The sequence below is a fragment of the Ruegeria sp. BF8 genome (assembly GCF_056538625.1).
In genome coordinates, this window is sequence record NZ_JBQFTL010000002.1 from 125,613 (window position 1) to 150,293 (window position 24,681).

General features: G+C 63.8%; 22 protein-coding genes. 1 reads left to right on the forward strand and 21 read right to left on the reverse strand.

All coding sequences use genetic code 11. From position 1 onward, the window contains the following. Positions 1 to 11: 11 nt before the first annotated feature. The 16 genes from ACR0LD_RS08140 to ftsW form a co-directional block, all read right to left on the reverse strand. Positions 12 to 677 carry an outer membrane protein gene (locus ACR0LD_RS08140; protein WP_170391021.1) on the reverse strand — a complete coding sequence of 222 codons (666 nt, stop codon included), beginning with the start codon at positions 675 to 677 and terminating at the stop codon, positions 12 to 14. Between the two features lie 123 nt (positions 678 to 800). Next, positions 801 to 2,486, reverse strand: coding sequence for a chloride channel protein (locus tag ACR0LD_RS08145; RefSeq protein WP_480636404.1), 1,686 nt, complete (start codon positions 2,484 to 2,486; stop codon positions 801 to 803). Between the two features lie 101 nt (positions 2,487 to 2,587). Then, complete coding sequence (recN, locus tag ACR0LD_RS08150) at positions 2,588 to 4,237, reverse strand: DNA repair protein RecN (protein WP_480636407.1); 1,650 nt, start codon at positions 4,235 to 4,237, stop codon at positions 2,588 to 2,590. Between the two features lie 36 nt (positions 4,238 to 4,273). Further along, the gene (locus ACR0LD_RS08155; protein ID WP_170340921.1) at positions 4,274 to 5,137 is read right to left on the reverse strand and encodes an outer membrane protein assembly factor BamD; all 864 of its coding nucleotides are present in this window, start codon (positions 5,135 to 5,137) and stop codon (positions 4,274 to 4,276) included. 125 nt (positions 5,138 to 5,262) lie between these two features. Next, positions 5,263 to 6,183, reverse strand: coding sequence for a UDP-3-O-acyl-N-acetylglucosamine deacetylase (lpxC, locus tag ACR0LD_RS08160; protein ID WP_480636409.1), 921 nt, complete (start codon positions 6,181 to 6,183; stop codon positions 5,263 to 5,265). A gap of 213 nt (positions 6,184 to 6,396) precedes the next feature. Beyond that, on the reverse strand, positions 6,397 to 8,028 hold the full coding sequence (gene ftsZ / locus ACR0LD_RS08165; RefSeq protein ID WP_480636410.1) for a cell division protein FtsZ: 1,632 nt from the start codon (positions 8,026 to 8,028) through the stop codon (positions 6,397 to 6,399). Between the two features lie 344 nt (positions 8,029 to 8,372). After that, positions 8,373 to 8,789, reverse strand: a complete 417-nt coding sequence (locus ACR0LD_RS08170; protein WP_480636412.1) for a hypothetical protein — start codon at positions 8,787 to 8,789, stop codon at positions 8,373 to 8,375. Continuing rightward, positions 8,776 to 10,110 carry a cell division protein FtsA gene (gene ftsA / locus ACR0LD_RS08175; RefSeq protein WP_170340546.1) on the reverse strand — a complete coding sequence of 445 codons (1,335 nt, stop codon included), beginning with the start codon at positions 10,108 to 10,110 and terminating at the stop codon, positions 8,776 to 8,778. The genes ACR0LD_RS08170 and ftsA overlap by 14 nt, the downstream gene beginning before the upstream one ends. Before the next feature lie 7 nt (positions 10,111 to 10,117). After that, positions 10,118 to 11,125: a cell division protein FtsQ/DivIB gene (locus tag ACR0LD_RS08180; RefSeq protein ID WP_480636414.1), complete on the reverse strand. Its 1,008-nt coding sequence runs from the start codon at positions 11,123 to 11,125 to the stop codon at positions 10,118 to 10,120. Further along, entirely contained in the window at positions 11,113 to 12,033 is a 921-nt protein-coding gene (locus ACR0LD_RS08185) for a D-alanine--D-alanine ligase (protein WP_170365773.1), read from the reverse strand. Before ACR0LD_RS08185 ends, ACR0LD_RS08180 begins: the two co-directional genes overlap by 13 nt. Positions 12,034 to 12,137: 104 nt before the next feature. Then, positions 12,138 to 13,064 (reverse strand): UDP-N-acetylmuramate dehydrogenase, encoded by a 927-nt coding sequence (gene murB, locus ACR0LD_RS08190; protein ID WP_170434648.1) that lies wholly within the window; start codon positions 13,062 to 13,064, stop codon positions 12,138 to 12,140. A 55-nt stretch (positions 13,065 to 13,119) separates the two neighbouring features. Beyond that, the gene (locus tag ACR0LD_RS08195) at positions 13,120 to 13,362 is read right to left on the reverse strand and encodes a DUF2484 family protein (RefSeq protein ID WP_170357288.1); all 243 of its coding nucleotides are present in this window, start codon (positions 13,360 to 13,362) and stop codon (positions 13,120 to 13,122) included. Beyond that, a complete protein-coding gene (locus ACR0LD_RS08200; RefSeq protein WP_170357287.1) occupies positions 13,359 to 13,607 on the reverse strand; it encodes a DUF2484 family protein in 249 nt (82 codons plus the stop codon). Before ACR0LD_RS08200 ends, ACR0LD_RS08195 begins: the two co-directional genes overlap by 4 nt. Positions 13,608 to 13,682: 75 nt before the next feature. Next, positions 13,683 to 15,092 (reverse strand): UDP-N-acetylmuramate--L-alanine ligase, encoded by a 1,410-nt coding sequence (gene murC / locus ACR0LD_RS08205; RefSeq protein ID WP_170357286.1) that lies wholly within the window; start codon positions 15,090 to 15,092, stop codon positions 13,683 to 13,685. Further along, positions 15,089 to 16,186, reverse strand: coding sequence for a UDP-N-acetylglucosamine--N-acetylmuramyl-(pentapeptide) pyrophosphoryl-undecaprenol N-acetylglucosamine transferase (locus tag ACR0LD_RS08210; RefSeq protein WP_170357285.1), 1,098 nt, complete (start codon positions 16,184 to 16,186; stop codon positions 15,089 to 15,091). The genes murC and ACR0LD_RS08210 overlap by 4 nt, the downstream gene beginning before the upstream one ends. Then, a complete protein-coding gene (gene ftsW / locus ACR0LD_RS08215; protein ID WP_170357284.1) occupies positions 16,186 to 17,349 on the reverse strand; it encodes a putative lipid II flippase FtsW in 1,164 nt (387 codons plus the stop codon). The genes ACR0LD_RS08210 and ftsW overlap by 1 nt, the downstream gene beginning before the upstream one ends. A gap of 129 nt (positions 17,350 to 17,478) precedes the next feature. Between ftsW and ACR0LD_RS08220 the strand changes: the two genes are divergently transcribed. Continuing rightward, complete coding sequence (locus ACR0LD_RS08220) at positions 17,479 to 18,660, forward strand: BaiN/RdsA family NAD(P)/FAD-dependent oxidoreductase (protein WP_170365762.1); 1,182 nt, start codon at positions 17,479 to 17,481, stop codon at positions 18,658 to 18,660. Here the strand turns inward: ACR0LD_RS08220 and ACR0LD_RS08225 are convergent. The 5 genes from ACR0LD_RS08225 to ACR0LD_RS08245 all read right to left on the reverse strand — a co-directional run bounded on the left by ACR0LD_RS08225 (position 18,657) and on the right by ACR0LD_RS08245 (position 24,676). Then, positions 18,657 to 19,031 carry a glycine zipper family protein gene (locus ACR0LD_RS08225; protein WP_093964839.1) on the reverse strand — a complete coding sequence of 125 codons (375 nt, stop codon included), beginning with the start codon at positions 19,029 to 19,031 and terminating at the stop codon, positions 18,657 to 18,659. The two genes, ACR0LD_RS08220 and ACR0LD_RS08225, sit on opposite strands and share 4 nt — an antisense overlap. A 110-nt stretch (positions 19,032 to 19,141) precedes the next feature. Then, positions 19,142 to 20,536, reverse strand: coding sequence for a UDP-N-acetylmuramoyl-L-alanine--D-glutamate ligase (gene murD, locus ACR0LD_RS08230; protein WP_480636419.1), 1,395 nt, complete (start codon positions 20,534 to 20,536; stop codon positions 19,142 to 19,144). Positions 20,537 to 20,686: 150 nt separating this feature from the next. After that, a complete protein-coding gene (mraY, locus tag ACR0LD_RS08235; RefSeq protein ID WP_170357281.1) occupies positions 20,687 to 21,769 on the reverse strand; it encodes a phospho-N-acetylmuramoyl-pentapeptide-transferase in 1,083 nt (360 codons plus the stop codon). Positions 21,770 to 21,803: 34 nt separating this feature from the next. Continuing rightward, on the reverse strand, positions 21,804 to 23,198 hold the full coding sequence (locus tag ACR0LD_RS08240) for a UDP-N-acetylmuramoyl-tripeptide--D-alanyl-D-alanine ligase (protein ID WP_480636421.1): 1,395 nt from the start codon (positions 23,196 to 23,198) through the stop codon (positions 21,804 to 21,806). Beyond that, the gene (locus ACR0LD_RS08245) at positions 23,195 to 24,676 is read right to left on the reverse strand and encodes a UDP-N-acetylmuramoyl-L-alanyl-D-glutamate--2,6-diaminopimelate ligase (protein ID WP_480636423.1); all 1,482 of its coding nucleotides are present in this window, start codon (positions 24,674 to 24,676) and stop codon (positions 23,195 to 23,197) included. The genes ACR0LD_RS08240 and ACR0LD_RS08245 overlap by 4 nt, the downstream gene beginning before the upstream one ends. Positions 24,677 to 24,681 lie beyond the last annotated feature (5 nt).

The window sequence follows — 24,681 nt, forward strand, 5'->3', positions numbered from 1 at the left end:
AACTACGTCTGTCAGAAACTGTAGCTGTATCCGAGAATGAGCGAGTGCGAAGAGTAGCGGCCATTCGCGAGATCTGTCGGGATGAACACTTGGGTCGTGGCGAAATCAAGATCGCCGGTCGTCTTGTAGCGGTACCCGATGTCAATGTTCCCGCGTTCCCCTACCTGAAAACGTCCGCCAAACCCCAATTGCCCCGCAATGGCGGTGTCACTGTCATCGACCAGTGTCACGCCAGCACCGGACTGACCGTCGTGGGACACGCGTGCAAACCCAAGCCCGCCACCAACATAGGGCTTGAACCTGCCCTGTACCGGGACGTCATACCAAAGGTTTGCCATCCCGAAGGTCGCATCAAAGCTTCCGTCATACTGAGTAAACGGGCGGCCGATTTCCTTGGTATCATTCGAAGCATATGAAAGTTCGAACTCGGCCCGCAGATTTGGCGCGACACGCAGTCCGACGGCCAGACCGTAGGTTACACCATTGTCGGTTGTGATGGTGCCTTGGCCAACCACGACCGAAGGAACTGTCTGGAAAAAATCAAAATCATAGTCGCCCATATCGGTGATACCGAGAAAGCCGGTCACGTACGGAGCCTCCTGCGCCCGCGCGGGGACAGCACCAATCATCGAAACCGCAGCCACCACAGTCAGCAAAGAAGACCGTTCGAAAGCCATGTTCACACCTCAATCAAAGTGACTATCAGGGATAATTCTTCCATCAGGCTAGAATGCTCTCATTTTTTGACAAGGCGTCAAAATCAAAGAGAAACTCTCAGTGGCCCGCCTGCCACTGCTGCATCACGAGTGTTCCTCGGCCGCTGTTGCGGCCAGTGCACGATTGTACGCCTTCAATGCGTCCACGTGGTACAAGGCTCCGACCGGGTTTTCGACCCCGTCATCATCCCGAACAACCACCGGGAGCCAGGTGATTCCGTCTCGATCGAAATAGGGCATTGCCGCCTCGAGGGTTGCGCTGGCCCGGACGCACAAACCCTGCTCGATCATCTCCTGAACCTCCTCCCTGCTTACCGTATTCGGATCTCCCAGCGGTCGCATCACGGCTCCGGCGCGCAGCATCGCCAGCAAATAAGCCTGTGGCCCGGCGGCCAAATGCACCCCGCGGCGCTCGAGCTGGGTCAGGAAGAAGGACCGGTCCACAAGGCGCGAGGCCAACGCCGTGGACATGGACACCGAGACCATCACGGCAAGGCCGATCTGCCAGTCTCCGGTCAGTTCGAACACAATCAACGTGGTTGATATCGGAGCGCCGAGAACCGCCGCCGCAACAGCACCCATGCCGGCAAAAGCATATAGCGTATGCGTGCCCGACACGCTTGGCAGAAGGCCTGTGGCGATCAGGCCAAACGCAAGGCCGGTCAGCGCGCCGATCATCAACGACGGAGAAAATACCCCGCCGCCCATACGTCCACCCATGGTTATGGCCACTGCCACGGTTTTCATCACTGCAAACAGGATGGCCGTGGTCAGCATCAGATCTCCGGTCAGGGCACGGATGGTCGTCTCGTATCCGACGCCTATGATATGCGGGAACCACACCGCCAGCACGCCCAGCATCGCGCCGGACACTGCGGGTCGCAGCCAGCGCGGCAGCGACAGGCGCGCCTGCACGTGATTGCCGAAATCTTCGGCAAAAAAGATCGACCGCATCAGCAACAGCGAGACCAGCCCGCAGATCAGCCCAAGGATCAGAAAGGCCGGAAGTTCGACGTAAAATTGCAGGGATCCGGGCGTGTCCAGGACAAACTCGGTCACATCGCCATATGCCAGCCGGTTGATGACGGTGCCCGCCACCGACGCAATCACGATCGGTGCAAATGCGTGGACTGCAAAATGGCGCAGCACGACTTCCAGCGCGAACAGCGCTCCGGCGATCGGGGCGTTGAAACTGGCCGATACAGCGGCGGCCACGGCGCAGCCCAGCAGGTCGCGGCCGGTTATTCCATCCGCGTTGATACGCTGGCATACCCAAGTCGAAAGCACGCCCGCCATGTGCACCACTGGCCCTTCGCGACCCGTCGACCCGCCCGTGCTGAGTGTGATCAGCGAGGCGAAAAACGACGCGACCCCTGCTTTGGTTTCGACCCGGCCATCACTGATCGCGGATCCTTCGATCACATCGGCGACAGACCGAACTCTCCCGTCATCGGTAAAGCGGTGCAGGATGATCCCGACGACCAGCCCTCCAACCGTGGGGATCGCCAAAATCCAGGCCCAGTGCAGTTTCTCGGCAAAGCTGTGCAGAAACAGGATGTCATCGGTCTGATAGACCAGCGCTTGCAGGGCCGCGATCCCCTTGCGAAATCCCAAAGCCATGAAGCCCGCCGTGATCCCGATCACCAGCGCGATGAACCAGAACTGGATCTGGCTTGGCCCGCGGTGCCGCAGTACCCGCCACGCGTCCTTGAGCGCGGCCAGGGCCTGGTTGAGCTGAGTGCGCAGGACGGTTCGGGTTGATTGTGTCATGGGGCTTTGTGGATAAACAGGTATCCTTTACTAAGCCACGCCGGGCGCTTAGAAAAGTCGGCTGACAAGATATTGAAGGCAAGTGTCGCCGCCCGGCTGCATCAGGCTTGCAACAACGAACGGGCGGCCGCGCGGGCTTCATCCGTGATGACGTCGCCCGAGACCATGCGTGCGATCTCGTCGATCCGGTCCGGTTCGGACAGCGGCAGGACAGTGGACAGGGTCTGCCCGTCGGTCACGTGCTTCTGAACCCGCCAGTGATGCGCCGCGCGGGCCGCGACCTGCGGAGAATGGGTTACCACCAGCACCTGCCCGCCCTGCGCCAGCGCAGCAAGCCTGCGGCCCACGGCGTCCGCGGTGGCGCCGCCCACCCCGCGGTCGATTTCGTCAAAGATCATTGTCCGGGTGCTGTCATCGCCCGACAGGCACACCTTGAGCGCCAGCAGAAAGCGGCTGAGCTCCCCGCCCGAGGCGATTTTGTTCAGCGGGCCCGACGGGGCGCCCGGGTTGGTGGCCACGGTAAAGGCCACGGCGTCCTGCCCCTCGGGTCCGGGGTCGGCGGGCGTGATCTGGGTCTGGAACACCGCACGCTCCATCTTGAGCGGCGCAAGCTCGGCCATTACCGCCGCGTCCAGCCGGCCGGCAGCCTCGCGCCGCAGGGCGCTGAGCGCCTCGGCGGCCGCGTTATAGGTGGCCTGCGCGGCCTGCACCGCAACACGGCGGTCGGCCAGGTCGGCGTCACCGGCCTCAAGCTGGCCCAGCCGGGCGCGCAGCGTGTCGGCGTAACCGCTCAGGTCATCGGGGGCCACGTCATGTTTGCGGGCCAGCGCTCGGATGGCGAATAGACGTTCCTCGGTCTGCTCCAACTCGGCCGGGTTGAAGTCCAGCGCCTCGAGGCAGGCGGTCACGCCGTCCTGCGCCTCGCCCAGTTCGATAAGGGCGCGCCCAAGGGCCGCGATCGGCTCGTCCAGTTGGCCCTCGGCCCGGTCGGCGACGCCTTCCAGCCAGCGCAAGGCATCCGCCATCGCCCCTTCGGCCCCGTCACCGCCCAGCATGGCAAAGGCACGGGCCACGTCGTCACGGATGCGCTCGGCCCCCTGCATCATCCGGCGGCGCGCGTCGAGTTCGGCGTCCTCGCCCGGCTGCGGATCAAGTTTGTCGAGTTCGGCCACGGAATGCCGCAGAAATTCTTCTTCGCTGCGCACGGCGGCCACGGCGGCCTCGGTCTCGGCCAGGGCCTTGCGGGCCCGCGCCATCTCGGTCCAGGCGGCGCGCACGGCGGCCAATTGCGGCTCGGCCCCGGCATAGGCGTCCAGCATGCCGCGATGGCCGCGCGGGTTCAGCAAGCCCCGGTCATCATGCTGTCCGTGCAGTTCGACCAAGGTTTCCGACAGCGCCCGCAGCACCTCGCCCGAGCAGCGGCGGTCATTGACCCAGGCGGTTTTGCGCCCCTCGGCAGTGTTGACGCGGCGCAGGATCAGTTCCGAGCCGCCGGGCAAACCGGCCTCGGTCAGGATCGCATGGGCGGGATGACCCTCGGGCAGTTCGAACTCGGCCACGACCTCGCCCTGCGCGGCCCCCTGCCGGACCAGTTCGGCCCGACCGCGCCAGCCCAGCACAAAGCCCAGCGAGTCGAGCAGGATCGACTTGCCCGCCCCCGTCTCGCCGGTCAGCGCGTTCAAGCCCGGCTGAAAGGTCAATTCCAGCCGGTCGATGATCAGCATATCGCGGATATCAAGGGCGCGCAGCATCGGGTCGTCAGCGTCCCAAGCCTGTGACCATGGCGATTACAACCACTGGCCCTTGATCGTCTGGCGGTAGATCGTGCTGAGCCAGTTGTTGCCGCGGCTCTTTAGTTCGAGCCCACGCGAGGTCAGCAGCTTGTAAGCCGCATCGTACCATTCAGACGACTGGTAGTTGTAGCCCAGAATCGCGCCGGCCGATTGAGCCTCGTCGACCAGACCCAAGGCCAGATAAGCCTCGACCAAGCGGTACAGCGCCTCGGCTGTGTGGCTGGTGGTCTGGAAATCCTCGACCACGACACGGAAACGGTTGATGGCCGCGGTATAGTGATCCTGACGCAGGTAATAGCGCCCAATCTCCATTTCCTTGCCCGCCAAATGGTCGAAGGCCAGATCGAATTTCAGCACCGCCGAGGTGGCGTATTCGCTGTCGGGATAGACCTCGATCACGGTGCGCAGCGCCTGCAACGCCTGGAAGGTCAGACCCTGGTCGCGGCCGACCTCGTCGATCTGGTCATAGTAGCTGAGCGCCAGAAGGTACTGCGCATAAGCTGCGTCTTCGTCGGTTGGGTAGAAGTCGATATACCGCTGCGCGGCGGCGCGGCTTTCTTCATACTCCTTGTCCGAGTGGAACGCGAAAGCCTGCATGATCAGTGACCGCTTGGCCCAGTCGGAATAGGGATAAAGCCGTTCGACTTCGGAAAAGTACCAGGCCGCATCTGCGGGACGATTCTGCGCAAGCTCGTATTCGCCACGGGTGTAGATCTGCTCGGGCGTAAAGCCTTCAAGGTTCTGGGACTTGTCAGCGCCCTTGTTACCAAACAGGCCGCCCGCGTTGCCGCAGGCCGTCAAAGTAGCTGCCAGAAGAATCGCGCCCGCAAGCCTGACTGCCGCTTTGGTGCCAACCATACCGCCCATCCTAGTCGTCTTGTCTCTTTGGGTAACCCCGGATTGAGCTTTGGTCTAGCACATAAAATTCCGGTGCAAAACGCCTTATCGGCCCCACGACCGATTTGTCGCCGGGCCGGGCCGGATCAGGCAACTTCGGGGATTTCGTCCCAGACCAATCCCTGCCCGGGCAGTTGTGCGGCTTGCTCAGGCGTGCACAGCACCGGACGCACGGCGCCAGGCGTCTCGAACAGCTTGCGCAGCAATGTGTTGGTCATGGCATGGCCGGATTTCTCGCCGACGAAGTGACCGAAGATCGGGCCGCCGGCCAGATACAGATCTCCCAACGCGTCCAGCATTTTGTGGCGCACGGCTTCATCCTGGTGACGGAAGCCACCCGGTGTCAGCACTTCGGCCCCTTGAACAACAACCGCATTCTCCAGAGTGCCGCCCAGTGCCAGACCGTTTTCGCGCATCGCCTCGACATCGGTTCGGCGGCAGAAGGTCCGGCAGTTGGACAGTTCCCGAGCAAACGACCCGTTGCGCATATCCAGGATCTTCGACTGGCTGCCGATCGCAGTGTCTTCGAAATCGATGTGGAACTCGATGATCAAACCGTCAGCCGGCCGGATCGAGGCACGGGCACCTTCCCGCTCTGCCACGACCGGCTTGAGGACCTCATACGCCAGAACCGGGCTGGCCTGACGGCGGACACCCTTGGCGATGATACCGCGCACGAAGTCGATCGACGAACCATCCATGATCGGAACTTCGGGTCCATCAATCTCGATCAGGGCGTTGTGGATCCCGCACCCTGCCAGCGCAGCCATGATATGCTCGACAGTCGACACCGAAACGCCGGCGTCATTGACCAGGCGCGTGCATAGTTGGGTTCTTTCGACCACATCGTAGATGGCCGGGATCAACGCATTGCCCAGTTCGATATCTGTCCGCTTGAACCAGATTCCGTGACCGGCAGCTGCCGGTTTCAGAACCATCGTCGCGGGCTTGCCACTGTGCAGGCCCACGCCTTTGAACGTGATCGAAGATTTGAGCGTCTGTTGCAAATTGAACCTCGGTGAGCGGTGTCCAGCCTTTTTCGGCTGTGTTGCACCCTCAGTTAAGGAAGCGCGGGTCAAGGCTCAACTCACTCTTTGTAACTGAATGAAACAGTTCTGCAACAGATCGGCAAAACCCTGCTTACTGGCACTTAAACGTTTGCATCAAAAGGAAAAAGGGCCGCCTTTCGGCGACCCCGTGAGTGGATATTGTTACCGCGATCAGTTGGCCTGACGGCGTAGGAAAGCCGGAATTTCGATACGCTCCTGCTCGGGATCGACCTCTTCATGCGAGGGTGCCGTGGCGTCAGTCTGGCGCATCGCAGGCTGTTGCCGGGCCGGTTGAGCGGGGGTATCCGGGGCGTGCCCAGTCATCCGGTCGATCAAACGGTTGAACCCGAACCGCGGCCGCTCCTCGGCGGCGGGCTGGCGCTGCGGCGCCGGTTCCTGCGGGCGCGACGCGGTCAGACGCTGGGCCGAAGTCGGTACGTTCTGAACAGCCGCCTGCAGCCGTTCCAGCGCGGCCGGCGAAGGCGTTCCAGGGGTATGCGGCACCTGTTGCGGCTGATAGCTTTCCGCCGGGCGTTCGACCGGCTCGGGCTGCGGATCGAACTCGGCGCTGCGTGGCTGATAGGCCGGAGGAGGCAGCCCGTCGTCATCGCCCTCGACAGCCTCATCCGCGCCTTGACCGAATTGCAAAGTCGTGTGCGAAGGCTCTTCGGCCGCTTCAAACAGAGACGGTTCGCGCGGAGCTTCGGGCTGCGGAGCCGGTTCAGCAACTTCCGCCGCGACCGGAGCCGGCTGTGCCACCTCTTCTTCCGCCGATACGGTACGGGTCAGAGGAGCGGACATGGACCGGCGCGGAGCCGGCGCCTCGGAGCCGCTTTCGCTGGCATCGATGCCGGTTGCCACGACCGAGACGCGCATCTTGCCTTCCATCTCGGGATCCAGCGTCGAGCCGACGATGATGTTGGCCTCGGGGTCCACTTCCTCGCGGATGCGGTTGGCGGCCTCGTCCAGTTCGAACAGAGTCAGGTCATGGCTGCCGGTGATGTTGATCAATACGCCCTTGGCGCCCTTGAGGCTGATTTCGTCCAGCAGCGGGTTGGCGATGGCCTTTTCCGCGGCCTGGATGGCGCGATCTTCGCCCTCGGCCTCGCCGGTGCCCATCATGGCCTTACCCATCTCGTCCATCACCGCGCGGACGTCGGCGAAGTCGAGGTTGATCAGGCCCGGACGCACCATCAGGTCGGTTACGCCCTTGACGCCCTGGTACAGCACGTCATCGGCCATCGAGAAGGCCTCGGTGAACGTGGTCTTTTCGTTGGCCAGACGGAACAGGTTCTGGTTGGGGATGATGATCAGCGTATCGACGACCTTCTGCAGCGCCTCGACACCGTCTTCGGCCTGACGCATGCGCTTGGCGCCTTCGAACTGGAACGGTTTGGTCACTACGCCCACGGTCAACACACCCAGTTCACGCGCAGCCTGCGCGATGATCGGAGCGGCGCCGGTGCCGGTGCCCCCGCCCATGCCGGCGGTGATGAAGCACATATGCGCGCCGGCCAGGTGATCGACGATCTGTTCGATGCTTTCTTCGGCGGCGGCGGCGCCGACCGATGCGCGGGCGCCTGCGCCCAGACCCTCGGTCACCTTGATGCCCAACTGCACCCGCGCCGACGAGCGGCTTTGCTGCAGTGCCTGCGCGTCCGTGTTGGCCACCACGAAGTCAACGCCGTCGAGTTGTTTTTCAATCATGTTGTTGACGGCGTTTCCACCTGCACCGCCTACGCCAAATACCGTAATCCGAGGCTTGAGTTCGTCGTGCCCGGGCATCGAAAGATTCAATGTCATGCTCTGTCCGCCTGTATTTATGATCCCGCAAAGCGGTGTTTTTCTTGCCTATCCGCTTGTGATTCTACCTTTCCAAACGTCAAACGTCACGCCAAAAATCGCGTGAATCCACAAAATATGGAAGAAATAAGGCGGTTTTTCGCGGCATTTCGCCCGACTGCGCAAATCTAGCGGTTCAGGGCGGACAGACCACCACACACGCGAAAACCCCCAGCCTGATTTGGCGGGTGCGATGCTGGACATCCTGTTCAAACTGCGGCTGACTGCTCGGGTCCTGCCGACGAGCCTCTGACGGGCCTTGTTGATATTCTGAGGGATAAATCCCTGCACCGCAACCGGAATTTTCAGCTGATGGGAACGGAAGGACAATCCAGGCCGTCCTCCGAAAATCCGCTGACTTCCTGGATTTCGCCATCCCCTAGCCGCGCGATCCTGACCAGCAACCGCCCATCATGCTCGAATGGCCACCAGCATACCGGGCCGGGCTCGGTGTCATAGAGGAAGCACAGCTTGCCGTCCGGTGTCGTGATCTGGCCATAGACACAGCCCTCGCCCTCTCGCCGCCAAACCGAGCGGTTTGGGCTGAGGAACTCCTCGGTGCCGACAAGCATACCGCTGGTCAATTCGTGGAACGTGACGGTTTTTCCGACCACCGCGTCCAGGAATGCTTCGGGCGAGATACGGGTCTGCGCGACAGCCGCAGCCGGAACCCAGGCTGCGCAAAACACCGCAGCCCGGAGCAGGAACCTACCAGTTGTCACGGAACCAGCGCACGGCACGCTTGAACGGCCGTGCTGCGTAGGTATCGACCGGGATTTCAAAGTCCCACCATTCGTCCTGCGGATGCGCCGCGAACAGCGCAAGACCGACCGCCGACGAGAACCCCGGGCCTGTCGCAGATTGCGGCAACCCATGCACACGCAGCGGTCGGCCCAGACGCACCCGCTGACCTAGTATCCGGCTGGCCAGCCCATCCAGACCGGGGATCTGACTGGCTCCACCGGTCAAAACGATCTGTTGGCTTGGCATATGTTCGAACCCTGCAGCGTCCAGCCGAACGCGGACTTCCTCGAGGATTTCCTCGACTCGCGGGCGCATGATGCCGATCAGCTCGGCACGGCTGACGGTACGCCGGTCGTGTTCCCAATCCCCAGTGTCGCCGCCAATGTCGATCATGTCGCGGTCATCGGCTCCGGTGGCGTGAACCCCGCCATTGAAGGTCTTGATCCGCTCGGCGACCGAGGCGGACACACCAAGCCCCATAGAGATGTCACTGGTGACGTGATCCCCGCCCATGCGGACACTGTCGGCATAGATCATGTGCTTTTTGATGAAGATCGAAACGCCGGTGGACCCACCGCCCATGTCGATACAGGCCGCTCCAAGTTCCTGTTCGTCTTCTACCAGCGCAGAAATCCCCGACACATAGGCCGAGTTCGCGATGCCAGCCAATTCCAGGTCGCACCGCTTGACGCAACGAACGATGTTCTGAATCGCAACCGCATCGACCGTCAACATGTGCATGTCGACCGCAAGCGTCTGCCCCATCTGCCCCCGCGGGTCGATCAAGCCAGATCGGTTGTCCAGAGCGAAGTTCACAGGTTGTGCATGCAGCACCTCGCGCCCTGACCCATAGTCCGGGACATCGCACGCGTTCAGGACACGACCGATCTCGGCCTCGGTCACCAGCTGACCGTCCAGATCCACCTGCGCATCCAGCCCATAAGACCGAGGGTTTGCCCCCGAGAAACAGGCGATCACATGGTCTACCCGGATATCGGCCATCTTCTGAGCAGCCTGCAGCGCGGTGCGGATGGCGCGCTCGGTTTCCTGCATGGCCGTGATCTCACCAAAGCGCACCCCGCGCGATCGGGTCGTCGCCGCACCGATCACCCGGAACCCGGTCTGCCCGGCCATGGACCCGATCGAGTTGTCCTCGCTGAGCCGCGCCGACCCATCAAAACGCAGTACAAGACAGGCGATCTTGGAACTTCCGACATCCAGGATCGCAACGACACCGCGTTGCATGGCCTGTCTGCGCATCTGGCGCATTGCGCGTTGAGACTGATAGAGATCCGTCATCATCGTATTACTGCCCGTTACCCATAGTCACTTTTGTATTCCACCAGTCTGCGCTGGCGGCTTCTGTCATCCGAATGGTCGGCCGCGCCCCTATGCGCATATCGACCACGGCAACATCCCGTTCCAGAAGGTCCTGCACCTCGTTCACCGCCAGAACACGCTCGAGCGCGCGCACCGGACGTTCCGTCGGCAGCATGACCCGTTGGCCTCGGTCCAGAACCAGGTCCCAGCGCCGCTCGCCGACGCGGACCAGACCGCGCACCCGGCTGCCCAGGCTGCGCGCAGTGGCCAGAAGCTCCAGTGCCTCGGCCACATGCTGATCTGCACCCTGACCGGCAATCAGCGGAAGATCGGAGCGCTCGGTCCGAGCCGCGATCTCGGCCACGTGGGTGCCCGTTTCGTCCAACAGCTGGATGCCGTCACGGGTGCGCCAGACGATCACGGGCTGACGTTCGACAACATCGACCTGCAGAATGCCGCCCGGACGGATCCGCACGGTTGCCGATTTGACCGGGTCCAAGCCGGTGATCGTGTCCCGGATCTGCTCGACATCCAGATCCCAGGAGCTGAGCGGGAAGTCCAAAGGCACGACTTCGCGGATGTCATCAGCAAGGCCGGCCCCCGCCCCGTCGATCGCCATGAGCTTGACCATGAATTCAGGACGCTCCTGGAACGACGTGATCAGGTTGTCCACCTGCGCCCGAACCGCTTCTCGCCGCTCTTCGGGCGCGAAGTAGAGCCCAACCGTCGCCACGACGGCGCAGAGCGGCACTCCGATCTTGACCCCCAGCCGGATTCCCGGCGTCAGCATCCATCGCTGGAACCGATAACTGAACCGCGACGGTGCCGGGTCCGCACGGCCCTTGCCACGGCGGAAGAACCGACCACCGCGCAACCGCAATTTGGGCTCAGCACGTTCGGCGTCGGCGTCCGCAGACTGAAACTCGGCATCAGGGCCGGACAGAGGCTTGGCGCGGTGGATCACCGGCGCACGAGTGGCGGTCAGCGGTCGCATGAGGCATCCTCGACCATCCAGGCGCAGAGCTGACCGAAGGTCATGCCCAGATGCGCGGCTTGTTCAGGCACCAGCGAGGTGGGGGTCATACCCGGCTGGGTGTTGGTCTCCAGCAGGAACAGTCCCTCTTCGCCCTTGGCGTCGTCCCAGCGGTAGTCAGTGCGGCTGACGCCCCGGCATCCCAGAACCTGATGGGCGCGCAGGGCATAAACCATGCACAACTCGAAGATACGCGGCGGGATATCGGCGGGCAGCACGTGGCGCGATCCGCCGGGCTTGTATTTGGCGTCGTAGTCGTACCAACCGTCGGTCAGGATCTCGGTCACGGTCAGAGCGCGGTCGCCCATCACGGTCACCGTCAACTCGCGCCCGGCCACGTAGTGTTCGACCATGACCTGTTCGGGCATGTCATCCGACAGCTGCGGCGGGCCATTCGACCCTTCGAACACAAGGTAGATCCCGACGCTCGAGCCTTCGTTATTGGGCTTGACCACATATGGCGCGGGCATGACGTGCCCCGCCATCACATCCGATTTCGGAACGATCACGCTGTCGGCCACCGGCAGGCCGGCCGCGCGGAAAACCTCTTTGCTGCGCTGTTTGTCCATGGCCAGCGCCGAGGCCAACACGCCGGAATGCGTGTATGGCATCCGCAGCCACTCCAGCAGACCCTGCACGCAACCGTCCTCGCCCCAGCGGCCATGCAAGGCGTTGAAGACCACGTCGGGCTTGATGTCCTGCAAACGCGCACAAAGGTCGGGACCGGCGTCCAGTTCGACGACCTCGATCCCTTCTCCCACAAGGGCGGCTGCGCATTCGCGCCCGCTGCTGAGAGACACCTCGCGTTCCGCCGAGGGGCCACCCATCAATACCGCCACTTTGGGGTTTGTCCTGCTCGACCTACCCACGTTCGTGCGCCTCAATGTCCCCGGACCTTATCTGGTGGTCCGTATTTCGTTATGCCTTTGATCCGTCGCCTGAATTTGCCTGTTTTGGTCTGACGGTCGGGGCTTTAATCTGTCAGCGGATCACCGACCCGCATGATTTCCCACTCTAGCGTGATCCCGCTTGTTTCGTAAACCTTTTTTCGCACCTCTTCGCCCAGCCCTTCGAGGTCGGCGGCGGTGGCGTTTCCGGTGTTGATCAGGAAATTCGAATGCTTGGGGCTCATCTGTGCGCCCCCGCGCCGGGCGCCGCGCATTCCGGCGTCGTCGATCACCTTCCAGGCCTTCAGGTCGTGCACATCATCGGCCCGCCCGGTCGAGGAAAACCCGGCCGGATTGCGGAAGGTCGACCCGGCGCTGCGGTCCTTGGTGGGCTGGGTCTCGTCTCGCTTTTTCAGCTGCGCCTCCATCCGGGCGTGCAGGTCGGCCGGGTCACCCGCCGGGCCCTGGAACGTGGCCGACACCAGCACCGCACCCTCGGGCAGGTCGGACTGGCGATAGCGGAAGTTCAGGTCGGCCGGCGTCAGCTCGACCAACTCGCCCTGCCGGGTGACGATCGTAGCCGATTTCAGAACATCCGCCGTGTAGCTGCCATAGCAGCCGGCGTTCATCCGCACGGCCCCACCGATGGAACCCGGAATCGTCCGCAGAAAGGTGAGGTCCACCCCCGCATCCGCCGCCTTGCGCGCCACATGCGCATCCAGCGCGGCTGCCCCCGCGGTGACGGTGGTGCCGTCGACCGCGATGCCGTTGAAGCCGCGCCCCAGCCGGATCACAACGGCCCGCAAGCCCCCGTCGCGCACGATCAGGTTCGAGCCGACGCCCATGGGAAACACCGGCACCTCGGCCGGAAGATGATGCAGGAAAGCCTGCAAATCCTCAAGGTCAGCCGGCTGAAACAGATAATCCGCCGGGCCGCCGACTCTCAGCCATGTGAGGTCGTTCAGTGGTCGGTTCGCCGTCAGGCGGCCTTGAGGCGTTGGCAAAGTGGTCATTGAGGCTAGATCGCGGATTCGGCGGGGCGTGGCAAGCCCGTTCCAAGCCGCAGGGTCAAATCCGCCGCCGCAGCCACCGCCCAAGGTAGATCACCGGCCATCGCAGCACTGACATGCCGGCGGCCAGAACGAACAGGCCAACCCACGGGCCGTTTTCGTAGGTGACATAACCCAAGATCGGAATGCCCACCGCGATCAGCGCATAGGCGCGGGTCCAGTGGTTGTCCTTGCTGGGGATCATGGCCAGCACATTGGCGGCGACGCCCCAAAGGGCGGCAAGGGCGATAGACCAGCTCATTGCCCCACCTCGCGGCCCGACCATTTGCGCCAGTAAAACCGGATGGGGTTGCGGAACATCGATACGAACCCGGCAAAGGCCAGCGCTCCGATCAGCCAGCCATGTACCACACCCAGCCAGACGATCAGAACCGGCGCGCAGATCAGCAGCACGATGCCCGGCGGGAATTGCAGGCGCATCGGCAACAGCGCCACGACAGTGGCGCAGATCACCCAAAGGGCGGCAAAGATGACGGAATAATCCATGGTTCTCTCCGCAAATGAGTCACGCACCAGGGCAGCGACACATCCGCAAGTTGTGCACCCAAATGCCTGCTAACGTCAAACGGCTTGTTTTACCTTCAGCCGGTCAGGCAGCGCATTGGCCCAGGCACTGATGGTGCCAGCGCCCAAGCAGACGACCATGTCGCCGAGCCGGGCCTGTTCGCGGACCAGACGCTCCAGGTCGCCTTCGTCCAGCAGCGCGCGTGCGTGGCGGTGGCCGTGACGGATCAGGCCCTGCACCAGATCATCGCGGCTGGCGCCTTCGATCGGGTCCTCTCCGGCAGAGAAGACCTCGGCAATGGCCACGACATCGGCATCGTTGAAACAGGCGCAGAAATCGTCGAACAGGTTGGACAGGCGCGAATAGCGGTGCGGCTGGTGAACGGCGATCACGCGGCCTTCGGTCGCCTGGCGCGCGGCCTTGAGCACCGCCGCGATTTCCACCGGGTGGTGGCCGTAGTCGTCGATGATGGTGACGCCGTTCACCTCGCCAACCTTGGTAAAGCGGCGGTTGACGCCGCCGAAATTGGCCAGCGCGTCGCGGATTTCAGCGGTTTTCATGCCCAGGTGACGCGCCACGGCCACGGCCGACAGCGCGTTCGAGACGTTGTGATCGCCCGGCATCGGCAGGGTGCAACCCTCGATCACGGTATCCTCGTATTGCAGATGAATGTCGAAATGCGCGATGCCGCCCTTGTAGGTCAGGTTGACCGCGCGCACGTCGGCCTGGGCGTTGAACCCATAGGTGCGCACACGGCGGTCGGTGATGCGGCCCACCAACGCCTGAACCTCGGCATGGTCGGTGCAGCACACCGCCAGACCGTAGAACGGGATGTTCGAGACGAAATCATGAAAGCCCGCGCGCAGCCGGTCGAAATCACCCCAATGCTCCATGTGCTCGGGGTCGATATTGGTGACGATGGCGATGGTCGCGGGCAGCCGGTTGAACGAGCCGTCGGACTCGTCGGCCTCGACCACCATCCACTCGCCCTGCCCCATCCGCGCGTTCGAGCCGTAGGCATGGATCACGCCGCCGTTGATGACGGTCGGGTCGAAATCGCCCGCCACCATCAGCTCGGCCATCATGGTGGTGGTGGTGGTCTTGCCGTGGGTACCGGCGATGGCAATGTTGGATTTCAGCCGCATCAACTCGGCCAGCATGTCGGCACGGCGCACCACCGGCAGGCCCAATGCGCGGGCGCCGTCCAGTTCAGGGTTGCCCGGCTTGATCGCGGTCGACACGACCACGACGGCCGCATTGTCGAGGTTTTCAGCCCGCTGACCCACAAAGATCTCGGCCCCTAGCGACGCCAGACGGTCGGTAATCTTCGAGGCCTTCAGATCGGATCCCTGCACCTGGTACCCAAGGTTCAGCAGCACTTCGGCGATGCCCGACATCCCGATGCCGCCGATGCCCACGAAATGGATCGGTCCGACATCCTGCGGCAGTTTGGTTGCTGGATTCATGGGGTCTCCTTCTGCGCCAGCTGTTCGACAAGGGCCACCAGACGCTCGGTCGCGTCGGGCGCCCCGACCGACAGGGCAGCATGGGCCATTTTCTGTGCGGCTTCGGGGTTGGTCAGAACCAGTGCGATTTGCTCGGTCAGGGCGGGAACGTCAAGCGCATTTTCGGGAATCATGATCGCCCCGCCCGCCTGCACCAACCCGCGCGCATTGGCGGTTTGGTGATCGCCCGCTGCGGCGGCAAAGGGGATCAGGATCGAGGGCCGCCCGATCACCGAGATGTCGGCCACGCTGGACGCGCCCGAGCGGCTGATCACCAATTGCGCCTCGGACATGCGGCGGGGGACGTCGTGGAAAAAGGGCTGGACCTCGGCCAGAATCCCGTGGTCGGCGTAGAAGGCGGTGACCCGCTCGGCATCCTCTTCGCGCGCCTGATGCGAAACACGGATATACTGGCGCAGGCTCTCGGGCAGAGCAGCGATGGCGCCGGGCACCACATCGCTGAGGATGCGGGCGCCTTGGCTGCCGCCCATCACCAGCACCGACATCGGATAATCTCCGGGCGGGATATAGGGCGCGGCCGCGCGTTCCAGCACGGCAGCACGGACCGGGTTACCGGTGTGGATGCCGTGGGCGCCCTCGGGCAGGTCGGTGGGCCAGACGCCGCAGGCCACATGCGCGACCCGGGTGGCGAACAGCTGGTTCACGCGCCCCAGAACGCCGTTCTGTTCGTGAATCATGCGGGGCAGACGCAACATCACCGCCGCGCTCAGCGCCGGGATCGACGGATAGCCACCGAACCCCACCACCACATCCGGCTTGTCGCGCAGCAACTGGGCCGTCATCCCGGCAACTCCGGCTGCGATCCGGGGACCAGCCAGCGCCTTGGCCGCCAGCCCGCCGCGCGCGAAGGTGGCCGAGGAGACCTCGACGATCTCGGTGGAATGCGGAAAACCACCGGTATAACGCGCCCCGCGCGGGTCGGTGGACAGGCGCACGCGCCAACCCTTGTTCAGCATGGCCTCAGCCAGCGCCTGGGCGGGGAACATGTGGCCCCCGGTTCCACCAGCCGCAATCAGCAAATAGGGGTTCGTCATCAGCCTCGTCCGCGCAGAATGTCACCCAGCTCGCCTTGGGGCCGCGACCGCGTGAACGCCAGCAGCATCCCCAACGCGATGCCGCCTGCAATCAACGACGAGCCGCCGTAGCTGACGAAAGGCAGCGTCATGCCCTTGGCCGGCAGCAGGCGCACAGCGACGCCCATGTTGATCATCGCCTGCACACCGAACATGCAAGCCAGTCCCGTGCCTGCCAACCGGGTGAACATGTCACGCTCGCGCATTAGGCGCAGCAGGGACCGTACCACGATGATTGAATAAAGCGCGATGATGATCAGCACCAGGATCAGGCCGTATTCTTCGGCCGCGACGGCGATGATGAAATCGGTATGTGCATCGGGCAGCGACCATTTCACCTGGCCCTCACCAACCCCAACGCCAAACAACCCGCCCTCGCGGATTGCGTTGGTGGCATAGCCCAACTGGGTCGTCGGATCGACCTCTTGATTCAGGAAACCATCGATGCGCCGGGCGAAGTGTTCAGAATTGGCGTAGGCGAACATGCCACCCAGGACGACCGCTCCGGCCATTCCCAGCAGCAGGAACATCGGTGCACCCGCCACGAAATACATCACGCCCCAGCCGAACAGGATCAGACAGGCCTGACCGAAATCAGGCTGCATCACCAACATGCCAACGATCGACATACACAGCGCAAACGACCACAACCGCCCCGGCGGGCCATTGATCTCCTGCGCGGCGGCCAGCAGCCAAGCGGCCACGACAATGAAGCCCGGCTTCAGAAACTCGGACGGTTGCAGCGAGGCGAAGCCCAGCGAATACCAGCGCACCGCACCCTTGCCGAAATCGGTTCCGAAGACCGGCAGAAAGGCCAGCGCAACAAATGAGGCCAGAAAGCCCAGCACCGCCAACCGACGCACCAAGGTGGGTGACATCATCGAGGTCAGCATCATCGCGATCAGCGCCAACACACCGAAAAGGGCCTGACGCTCGACATAATGAAACGGATCGAACCCGTTGCGCTGCGCCAAAGGCGGCGACGAGGCCAGCCCCAACAGAAGCCCGATCGCAAAAAGGATCAGCACGCAGGACATCGTCCAGCGGTCAATCGTCCGCCACCATTTCGGAAGGATCGGTTCACCGCGCTGGTCCTGGACCGCGCCATACACCATCTCAGTCATGAGATACCGCCACTATCTGCCTCGTTACCGTCCCGTTTTCGGGATCTGTTCGAGAGTCTACAGGGAAAATGCCCCTCAGGCCAGCCTCTTCCTCTTGTCATTGGCGTCAATCCGCGCCAAGGGCGAGGGATGCGATTTGACACGATCATACTGGGCGCCGGAGCCGCCGGCATGATGTGCGCCGCCCATTGCGGCGGGCGTGTGCTGGTGATCGATCACGCCAAGGCGCCGGGGGAAAAGATCCGCATCTCGGGCGGAGGGCGGTGCAACTTCACAAACCTCTACGCCGGGCCGCAGAACTTCCTGTCGCAGAACCCGCATTTCTGCAAATCGGCGCTGGCGCGGTACACGCAATGGGATTTCATCGACCTTGTGGGCCGTCACGGCATCGCATGGCATGAAAAGACGCTGGGGCAGCTGTTCTGCGACGGCTCATCGAAGCAGATCATCGCCATGCTGCTGGCCGAGATGGACCGCGCGGGCGCAGAGCTGTGGTTGCACACGTCGTTACGCGATCTGCGCAAGACCGAAGCCGGCTTTGAACTGGTGGTCGAGCGCGAGGGTGCGCGATATGACCTGAGCTGTGCCAACGTGGTATTGGCCACCGGCGGAAAATCCATCCCCAAGATGGGTGCGACCGGGCTAGCCTATGACATCGCCGCGCAGTTCGGATTGCACGTCACCGAGACCCGCGCCGCTTTGGTGCCGTTCACCTTCCCCGATGGGCGGTTCAAGGACCTGTCCGGTGTTTCCGTCCCCGCGCGACTGTCGAACGATCGCACGAGTTTCGACGAGGCGCTGCTGTTCACCCATCGCGGCCTGAGCGGGCCGGCTGTGCTGCAACTGTCCTCATACTGGCGCGAGGGCGAGGCGATCCGGATCAACCTGATCCCCGAGCTGCCCCTTTTCGACCTTCTGCGCGAACGGCGGCAAAGCGCAGGCCGCAAGGCCCTGACCACCGAACTCGCGCGCCACCTGCCCGCCCGCCTGGTCGAGTTTCTGAGCGCCCAGATCCCGATGCGTGGCAACCTGGCCGATCAGTCGGATGCGGCGCTGCAGGCACTGACCGATGCGCTGAGCGACTGGGCACTGACCCCCTCGGGCACCGAAGGGTACCGCACCGCCGAGGTCACCCTGGGCGGCATCGACACGGACAGCCTGTCTTCCAAAACGATGGAGGCCAGGGATGTCCCCGGCCTCTATGCAATTGGTGAAGCGGTGGATGTCACCGGATGGCTGGGCGGATACAATTTCCAGTGGGCGTGGTCCTCGGGCCACGCCGCCGGAATTGCGATCGCCGGTCGCCTTTAGCCTACGACGTTGTAGCCGCGGCCGCGCATGCAGTTGCGGACGATGACTTCCTGCTTCTGGGTGTTTTGCAGAGCGCTGGCGCCTGCCCCCACCAGTGCGCCAGCTACGGCCGCACGGCCCAGATCGCTTGCGCTGTCGTCGATGATGGCTTTGGTGCCCGCAGCACCCGCCGCGCCAATGGCCGCCGCCCCAGCGGTATTGCTGTCGATCGTGCCCTGCTGCCGCGCTACGGCCTGACACTGCGCCAGGTCTGCGTTGTAGTTCGGGCTGACGGGTCCATCCACAATGGGTTGGTAGTTCGCGCCTGTGTTCGTGCAGGCCCCTGCCACCAGGATGGCCGGCAGGATCATTGAAAGCTTGCGGTTCAGCATGGTCTTAACCTCGTGTTGAATTCCTAGGGTAACAAAATCATTAATTCTGGTGCGTCAAGCTGATAGCACTTCAATTTGGCCCAACCGGCGGTTCATTGCAAATGTACAGTTCAAAGCCGCTTTTGAACCTGCGCCACGAAATCGTCGCCGCGCTGTTCGAAATTGTCGTACTGGTCGAAACTGGCCGCCGCGGGCGCCAGCAGCACGGTTTCACCCGGCGCGGCGTCGCGCATGGCCTGTTCGACTGCCTCGGCCATTGTGGTGCAAACGCGGGCCTCAACCGACAACTGCATGGCGAAGCCGGCCGCCTCGCGCCCGATCACATAGGCGCACAGAACCTCGTCGGTCGCGTCGTTCAGCGCGGCGATACCCCCCTCTTTCTCAAGCCCGCCGCAGATCCAGCGGATTTTTTTGAACGCGCCCAGCGCCTTGGCCGCGCTGTCGACATTGGTGGCCTTGGAGTCATTCACGAATGTCACACCGTTTGCCTCAGCGATGATCTGGCTGCGGTGCGGCAAGCCTGGATAGCTGTGCAGCGCGTCCTCGATCAACTTGGGCGCCAGGCCCAGCGCGCGGCAGGCGGCATAGGCCGAGCACGCGTTTTGGTGGTTGTGGGTTCCGGGCAGGCCCTTGATGCCGCGCAGGTCGATCGAAGCGGCCTGGCGCCCCTTGCGGTATTCCGAGAGGAACCCCTTGCGGGCAAAGACCTGCCAGCCCGGGCCGGCCAATTTGCGCGCCACCGAGACGCGGATCACCCGGTCGTCGCCCGGCCCTTGGGCCAGTTGACCGGCTAGAAACGCGCCTTCGATCTCGTCCACGCCGATCACGGCACGGTCGGGACCGCCTTCTGAGAACAGGCGGCGTTTGGCGGCGAAATAGCCGCCCATGCCCCCATGCCGGTCCAGATGGTCGGGCGAGAGATTGGTGAACACCGCCACATCGGGCGTCAGCGCACGCGCCAGCTCGGTCTGATAGCTGGAAAGCTCCAGCACCACCACTGATCCGTCGCCGCCGGGCTCGATATCCAGCACGCCGCGCCCGATATTGCCCGCCAGCTGCGCCTCGCGCCCCGATTGGGTCAGGATATGGTGGATCAGCGCCGCCGTGGTCGACTTCCCGTTCGAGCCGGTGACGGCGACCACACGCGGCGGCACATCGAACTTGTCCCATTCGGCACCGCCCAGCGAGCGGAAGAACAGACCAATGTCATTGTCGACCGGAACGCCGGCCTGCAGCGCGGCGGCAACAACCGGGTTGGGTTCGGGATAAAGATGGGGAATGCCGGGCGATACGATCAAGGTGGCGATCGCGTCAAAGGCGCCTTCCCGCCGCAGGTCCTGACACATGAACCCCTCGGCCTCGGCCTTTTCGCGCGCGGCGGGGTTGTCATCCCAGCACACCGGCTCGGCTCCGCCGGCCCGCAATGCGCGCGCCGTGGCCAGGCCCGACCGCCCCAGCCCCAGAACCGCAACCTTATGTCCTGAAAACCCTTTGACCGGGATCATGCCGCGCACCTTCTTCCATCTGCCAATGCGCCGCCACCCTGTACCGAAGAATTGACCCTTGGCAAGGGCGGCGTCAGGCTCGCGCCCTCGGCGCGAGCCGGGCCCAACGGGTACAGGCGGGCCGCAGGCCCACCGCGCCCGGCGGGAGCCTTACCGTACTTTCAGTGTCGCAAGGCCAATCATCGCCAGGATCAGCGAGATGATCCAGAACCGGATCACGATGGTTGGCTCGGCCCAGCCCTTCTTCTCATAGTGGTGATGGATCGGCGCCATCAGGAACACCCGCCGCCCTGTGCGTTTGAAATACAGCACCTGGATGATCACGCTTAGCGCCTCCACCACGAACAGGCCGCCGACGATGGCCAGAACCAGCTCGTGCTTGGTGGCAACGGCGATGGCGCCCAGTGCGCCGCCGAGGGCCAGCGAGCCGGTATCCCCCATGAACACCGCCGCTGGCGGGGCGTTGTACCACAGGAACCCAAGCCCGCCGCCAAACAATGCGGCGGTGAATATAAGGATCTCACCCGTGCCGGGGACATAGTGCACGTCCAGGTATTCGGTAAAGTCGACGCGACCCACCGCATAGGCGATCACGCCCAAAGTCGAGGCCGCGATCATCGCGGGCATGATGGCCAGCCCGTCCAGCCCGTCGGTCAGGTTAACGGCATTTGCCGCCCCCACGATCACCACGATCGAGAACGGAATGTAGAAGATACCCAGATTGATCAGCGTGTCCTTGAAGATCGGCACGGCCAGCTGGTTCTGCAGCATCTCCGGGTGGTGCAGCGTCGCCCACAGCGCGGCCAGCGCGGCAATAATGATGCCCAAAGCCAGGCGCATTTTGCCTGAAACGCCCTTGGTATTCTGCTTCGATACCTTGGCATAGTCGTCCGCAAATCCGATGGCTGCGTAGGCCAGCGTGACGAACAGAACCATCCAGACATAGGGATTGTCCCACCGCGCCCAAATCAGCGTGGACGTCACCAGAGCACCGACAATCAGCAGCCCGCCCATCGTGGGCGTGCCGGCCTTGTTAAAGTGACCCTCGGGGCCGTCATCCCGAATTGGCTGACCCTTGCCTTGTTTCCGGCGCAGCACGTTGATCAACGGCTTGCCGAACAGGAAGCCAAAGATCAGGGCCGTCAGAAAGGCGCCGCCTGCGCGGAACGTGATGTAGCGGAAGAGGTTGAAGAAATCCCCTCCGTCCGACAGGCTGGTCAACCAATAGAGCATTACAAAACCTTTCTCACACCGCGGTCATGGGTGGTCATGCATCAAGCGCGCCCACTTGCCCCATTTTCCGCAAACCGTCAACAATCCGTGCCAGCGCCATGCTGAGGGAGCCTTTGGCCAACACGGCATCGCCCGCCCGAACCAGCTGCGGCAGCTCTAGAACCATTTCGGCGCTGGTCTCAAACCACAGCCCGCGCTTGTCCTCGGGCAAGGCCTCGTGCAGCGCCCGCATCAACGGACCGATGCAATGCACCTTGTCGATCCGTGCCATGGCCGGCACATCGGCCAGCCCTGCGTGCATGGCGCGCTCTTTTGGACCCAGCTCCTTCATGTCGCCCAGAAAGGCGATGCGCCTTTCGCCCTTCGCTGCCGCCAGCACATCCAGCGCCGCCGCCATCGAGGTCGGATTGGCGTTGTAACTGTCATCCAGCAGCTCGATCTGCCCGCCGTCCGGCAGGGCCAGCATCTCGCGCACGCCCCGCCCCGTGACCGGCGCCCATTTGGCGAGGCCGGTGATGGCCGCGTCCAGATCGACACCCAGCGCGACGCAGGCAGCCAGCGCGCCTAGACCGTTCATGGCAAAATGCGTCCCCGCAGATTGCACGTCGAAAGCGAATGGCTGGCCCATGGCCTCGGCGGTCACGTGGATGTCCGTGGGCGACTGGGTCACGCCGGTCAGCCGATAATCCGATGCGGTGCGGCCGAAATCCACGATCACCGCGCCATGCCGGGCAGCGCAGGTGCGCAGGATGACGGTATGATCCAGGTCGGCGTTCACGATGGCGGTGCCGCCGGCCTCCAAACCTTCAAAGATAGCGGCCTTTTCGTGAGCGATGCCGGCAACCGACTCGAACGCCTCGAGGTGAACCGCGGCGACGGTGGTGACCAGCGCCACATGCGGGCGAGCCTGCCGCGCCAGGGGTGCAATTTCGCCGGGGTGGTTCATGCCGATCTCGATCACCGCATATTCGGTGTCGCGCGGCATCCGGGCCAGAGTCAACGGCACGCCCCAATGGTTGTTGTAGCTGGCAACGCTGGCATGGGTGCGGCCTTGATCCGACAGGATGGTCGCCAGCATCTCCTTGGTCGAGGTCTTGCCCACACTGCCCGTCACCCCAACCACGCGGGCCTTGCACCGGGCACGGGCCGCGCGACCCAACGCCTCGAGCGCGGTCTGTACGTCATCGACGATCAGCAGCGGCGCATCGGCGGCCACACCTTCGGGCACCCGCGTGACCAGCGCGGCAGCAGCCCCTTTGTCCAGCGCCTGCGCCACGAAATCATGCCCGTCGCGCGCCGCCTTCAACGCCACGAACAGGTCACCCGGTTGCAGCGTACGCGTATCGATGGACACACCGCCCGCCTGCCAGTCGGTCGTGGCCCGTCCGCCCGTCGCGGCGGCGGCCTCGGATGCGGTCCAGAGTGTCATGCGACCCTCCCGTCCAGCGCGGCCACGGCGATGCTGGCCTGTTCCACGTCATCGAAGGGCAGAACCTGGTCACCCACGATCTGCCCGGTCTCGTGCCCCTTGCCCGCGATCAGCAGCGCATCGCCGGGCTGCAATGCATCGATGCCGCGCAGGATGGCCTCGGCCCGATCGGCAACCTCGGTCGCGTCGGGGGCCCCGGCCATCACCGCGGCGCGGATGGCGGACGGGTCTTCCGAGCGCGGGTTGTCGTCGGTGACAAAGACGATGTCGGCGTTCTCGGCCGCGGCGCGGCCCATCAGCGGGCGCTTGGTCGCATCGCGGTCGCCGCCCGCGCCGACGATGGCAATCAACCGGCCCATCACATGTGGACGCAGCGCCTGCAACGCGGTGGCCACGGCGTCGGGCGTGTGCGCGTAGTCGACGAATACCGCAGCCCCGTTGCTGCGCGTCGCGGCCAACTGCATCCGCCCCCGCACCGTGGTCAGATGCGGCAAGGTGTCGAAGACATGTTCAGCCTCGTCTCCGCTGGCGATGACCAATCCGCAGGCCAGTAGAACGTTTTCCGCCTGAAACCCGCCGATCAGGTTCAGCCGGGTCTGGAAGGTCTTGCCGCGCCAGGCAAAGCGCAGATCCTGCCCGGTGGCGTCAAACCGTTGGTTCAACAGGCAAAGATCGACATCCCCGCTGCCTACGGTCAAAACTGTCTGACCGCGCGCCTGCGCGATATCACGGATCGCGGCGCCTTTCGGGTCGTCCATGTTGATCACGGCCGTTCCGTCCTGCGGAAGAACCCGGTCGAACAGGCCGGCCTTGGCGGCGAAATACGCCTCGAACGTCGCGTGATAGTCCAGGTGATCCTGGGTGAAATTCGAAAACCCAGCCGCCGTCAGGTGCACGCCGTCCAGCCGGCGCTGTTCCAAACCATGTGACGAGGCCTCCATCGCGGCGTGGGTCACGCCGGCCTCGGCGGCCTCGGCCAGACAGCGATGCAGGGTGATGGGTTCGGGTGTCGTGTGGGCCAGCGGTGCCGTCCACGCGCCCTCGACCCCTGTCGTGCCGAGATTGACGGCCATGTGGCCCAGTTCGGTCCAGATCTGGCGCACGAAGGTCGAAATCGAGGTCTTGCCGTTGGTGCCGGTGACCGCCACCATGGTGCGCGGCTGCGCCCCGAACCACAATGCGGCGGTATAGGCCAGCGTCTGGCGCGGGTCCTGCACCACCACCAGGGCGGCGTCCGAGGCGGCCAGTTCATCGGCGGCGATCCGCTCGCCTTCGGCATCGGTCAGGATGGCGGCGGCCCCCATGCGCAAGGCGTATTGGATGAATTCGCCGCCATGCACGCGCGTCCCCGGCAGCGCCGCGAACAAAAAGCCGTCCTTGACCTGACGGCTGTCCACCGCCAGCCCGGTAATCTCCGGGTCGGCACCGCCGCGCGCGGTCAGGGCCAACTGGCTGAGTTTCTTTGACCTTGCGCCCATGACCC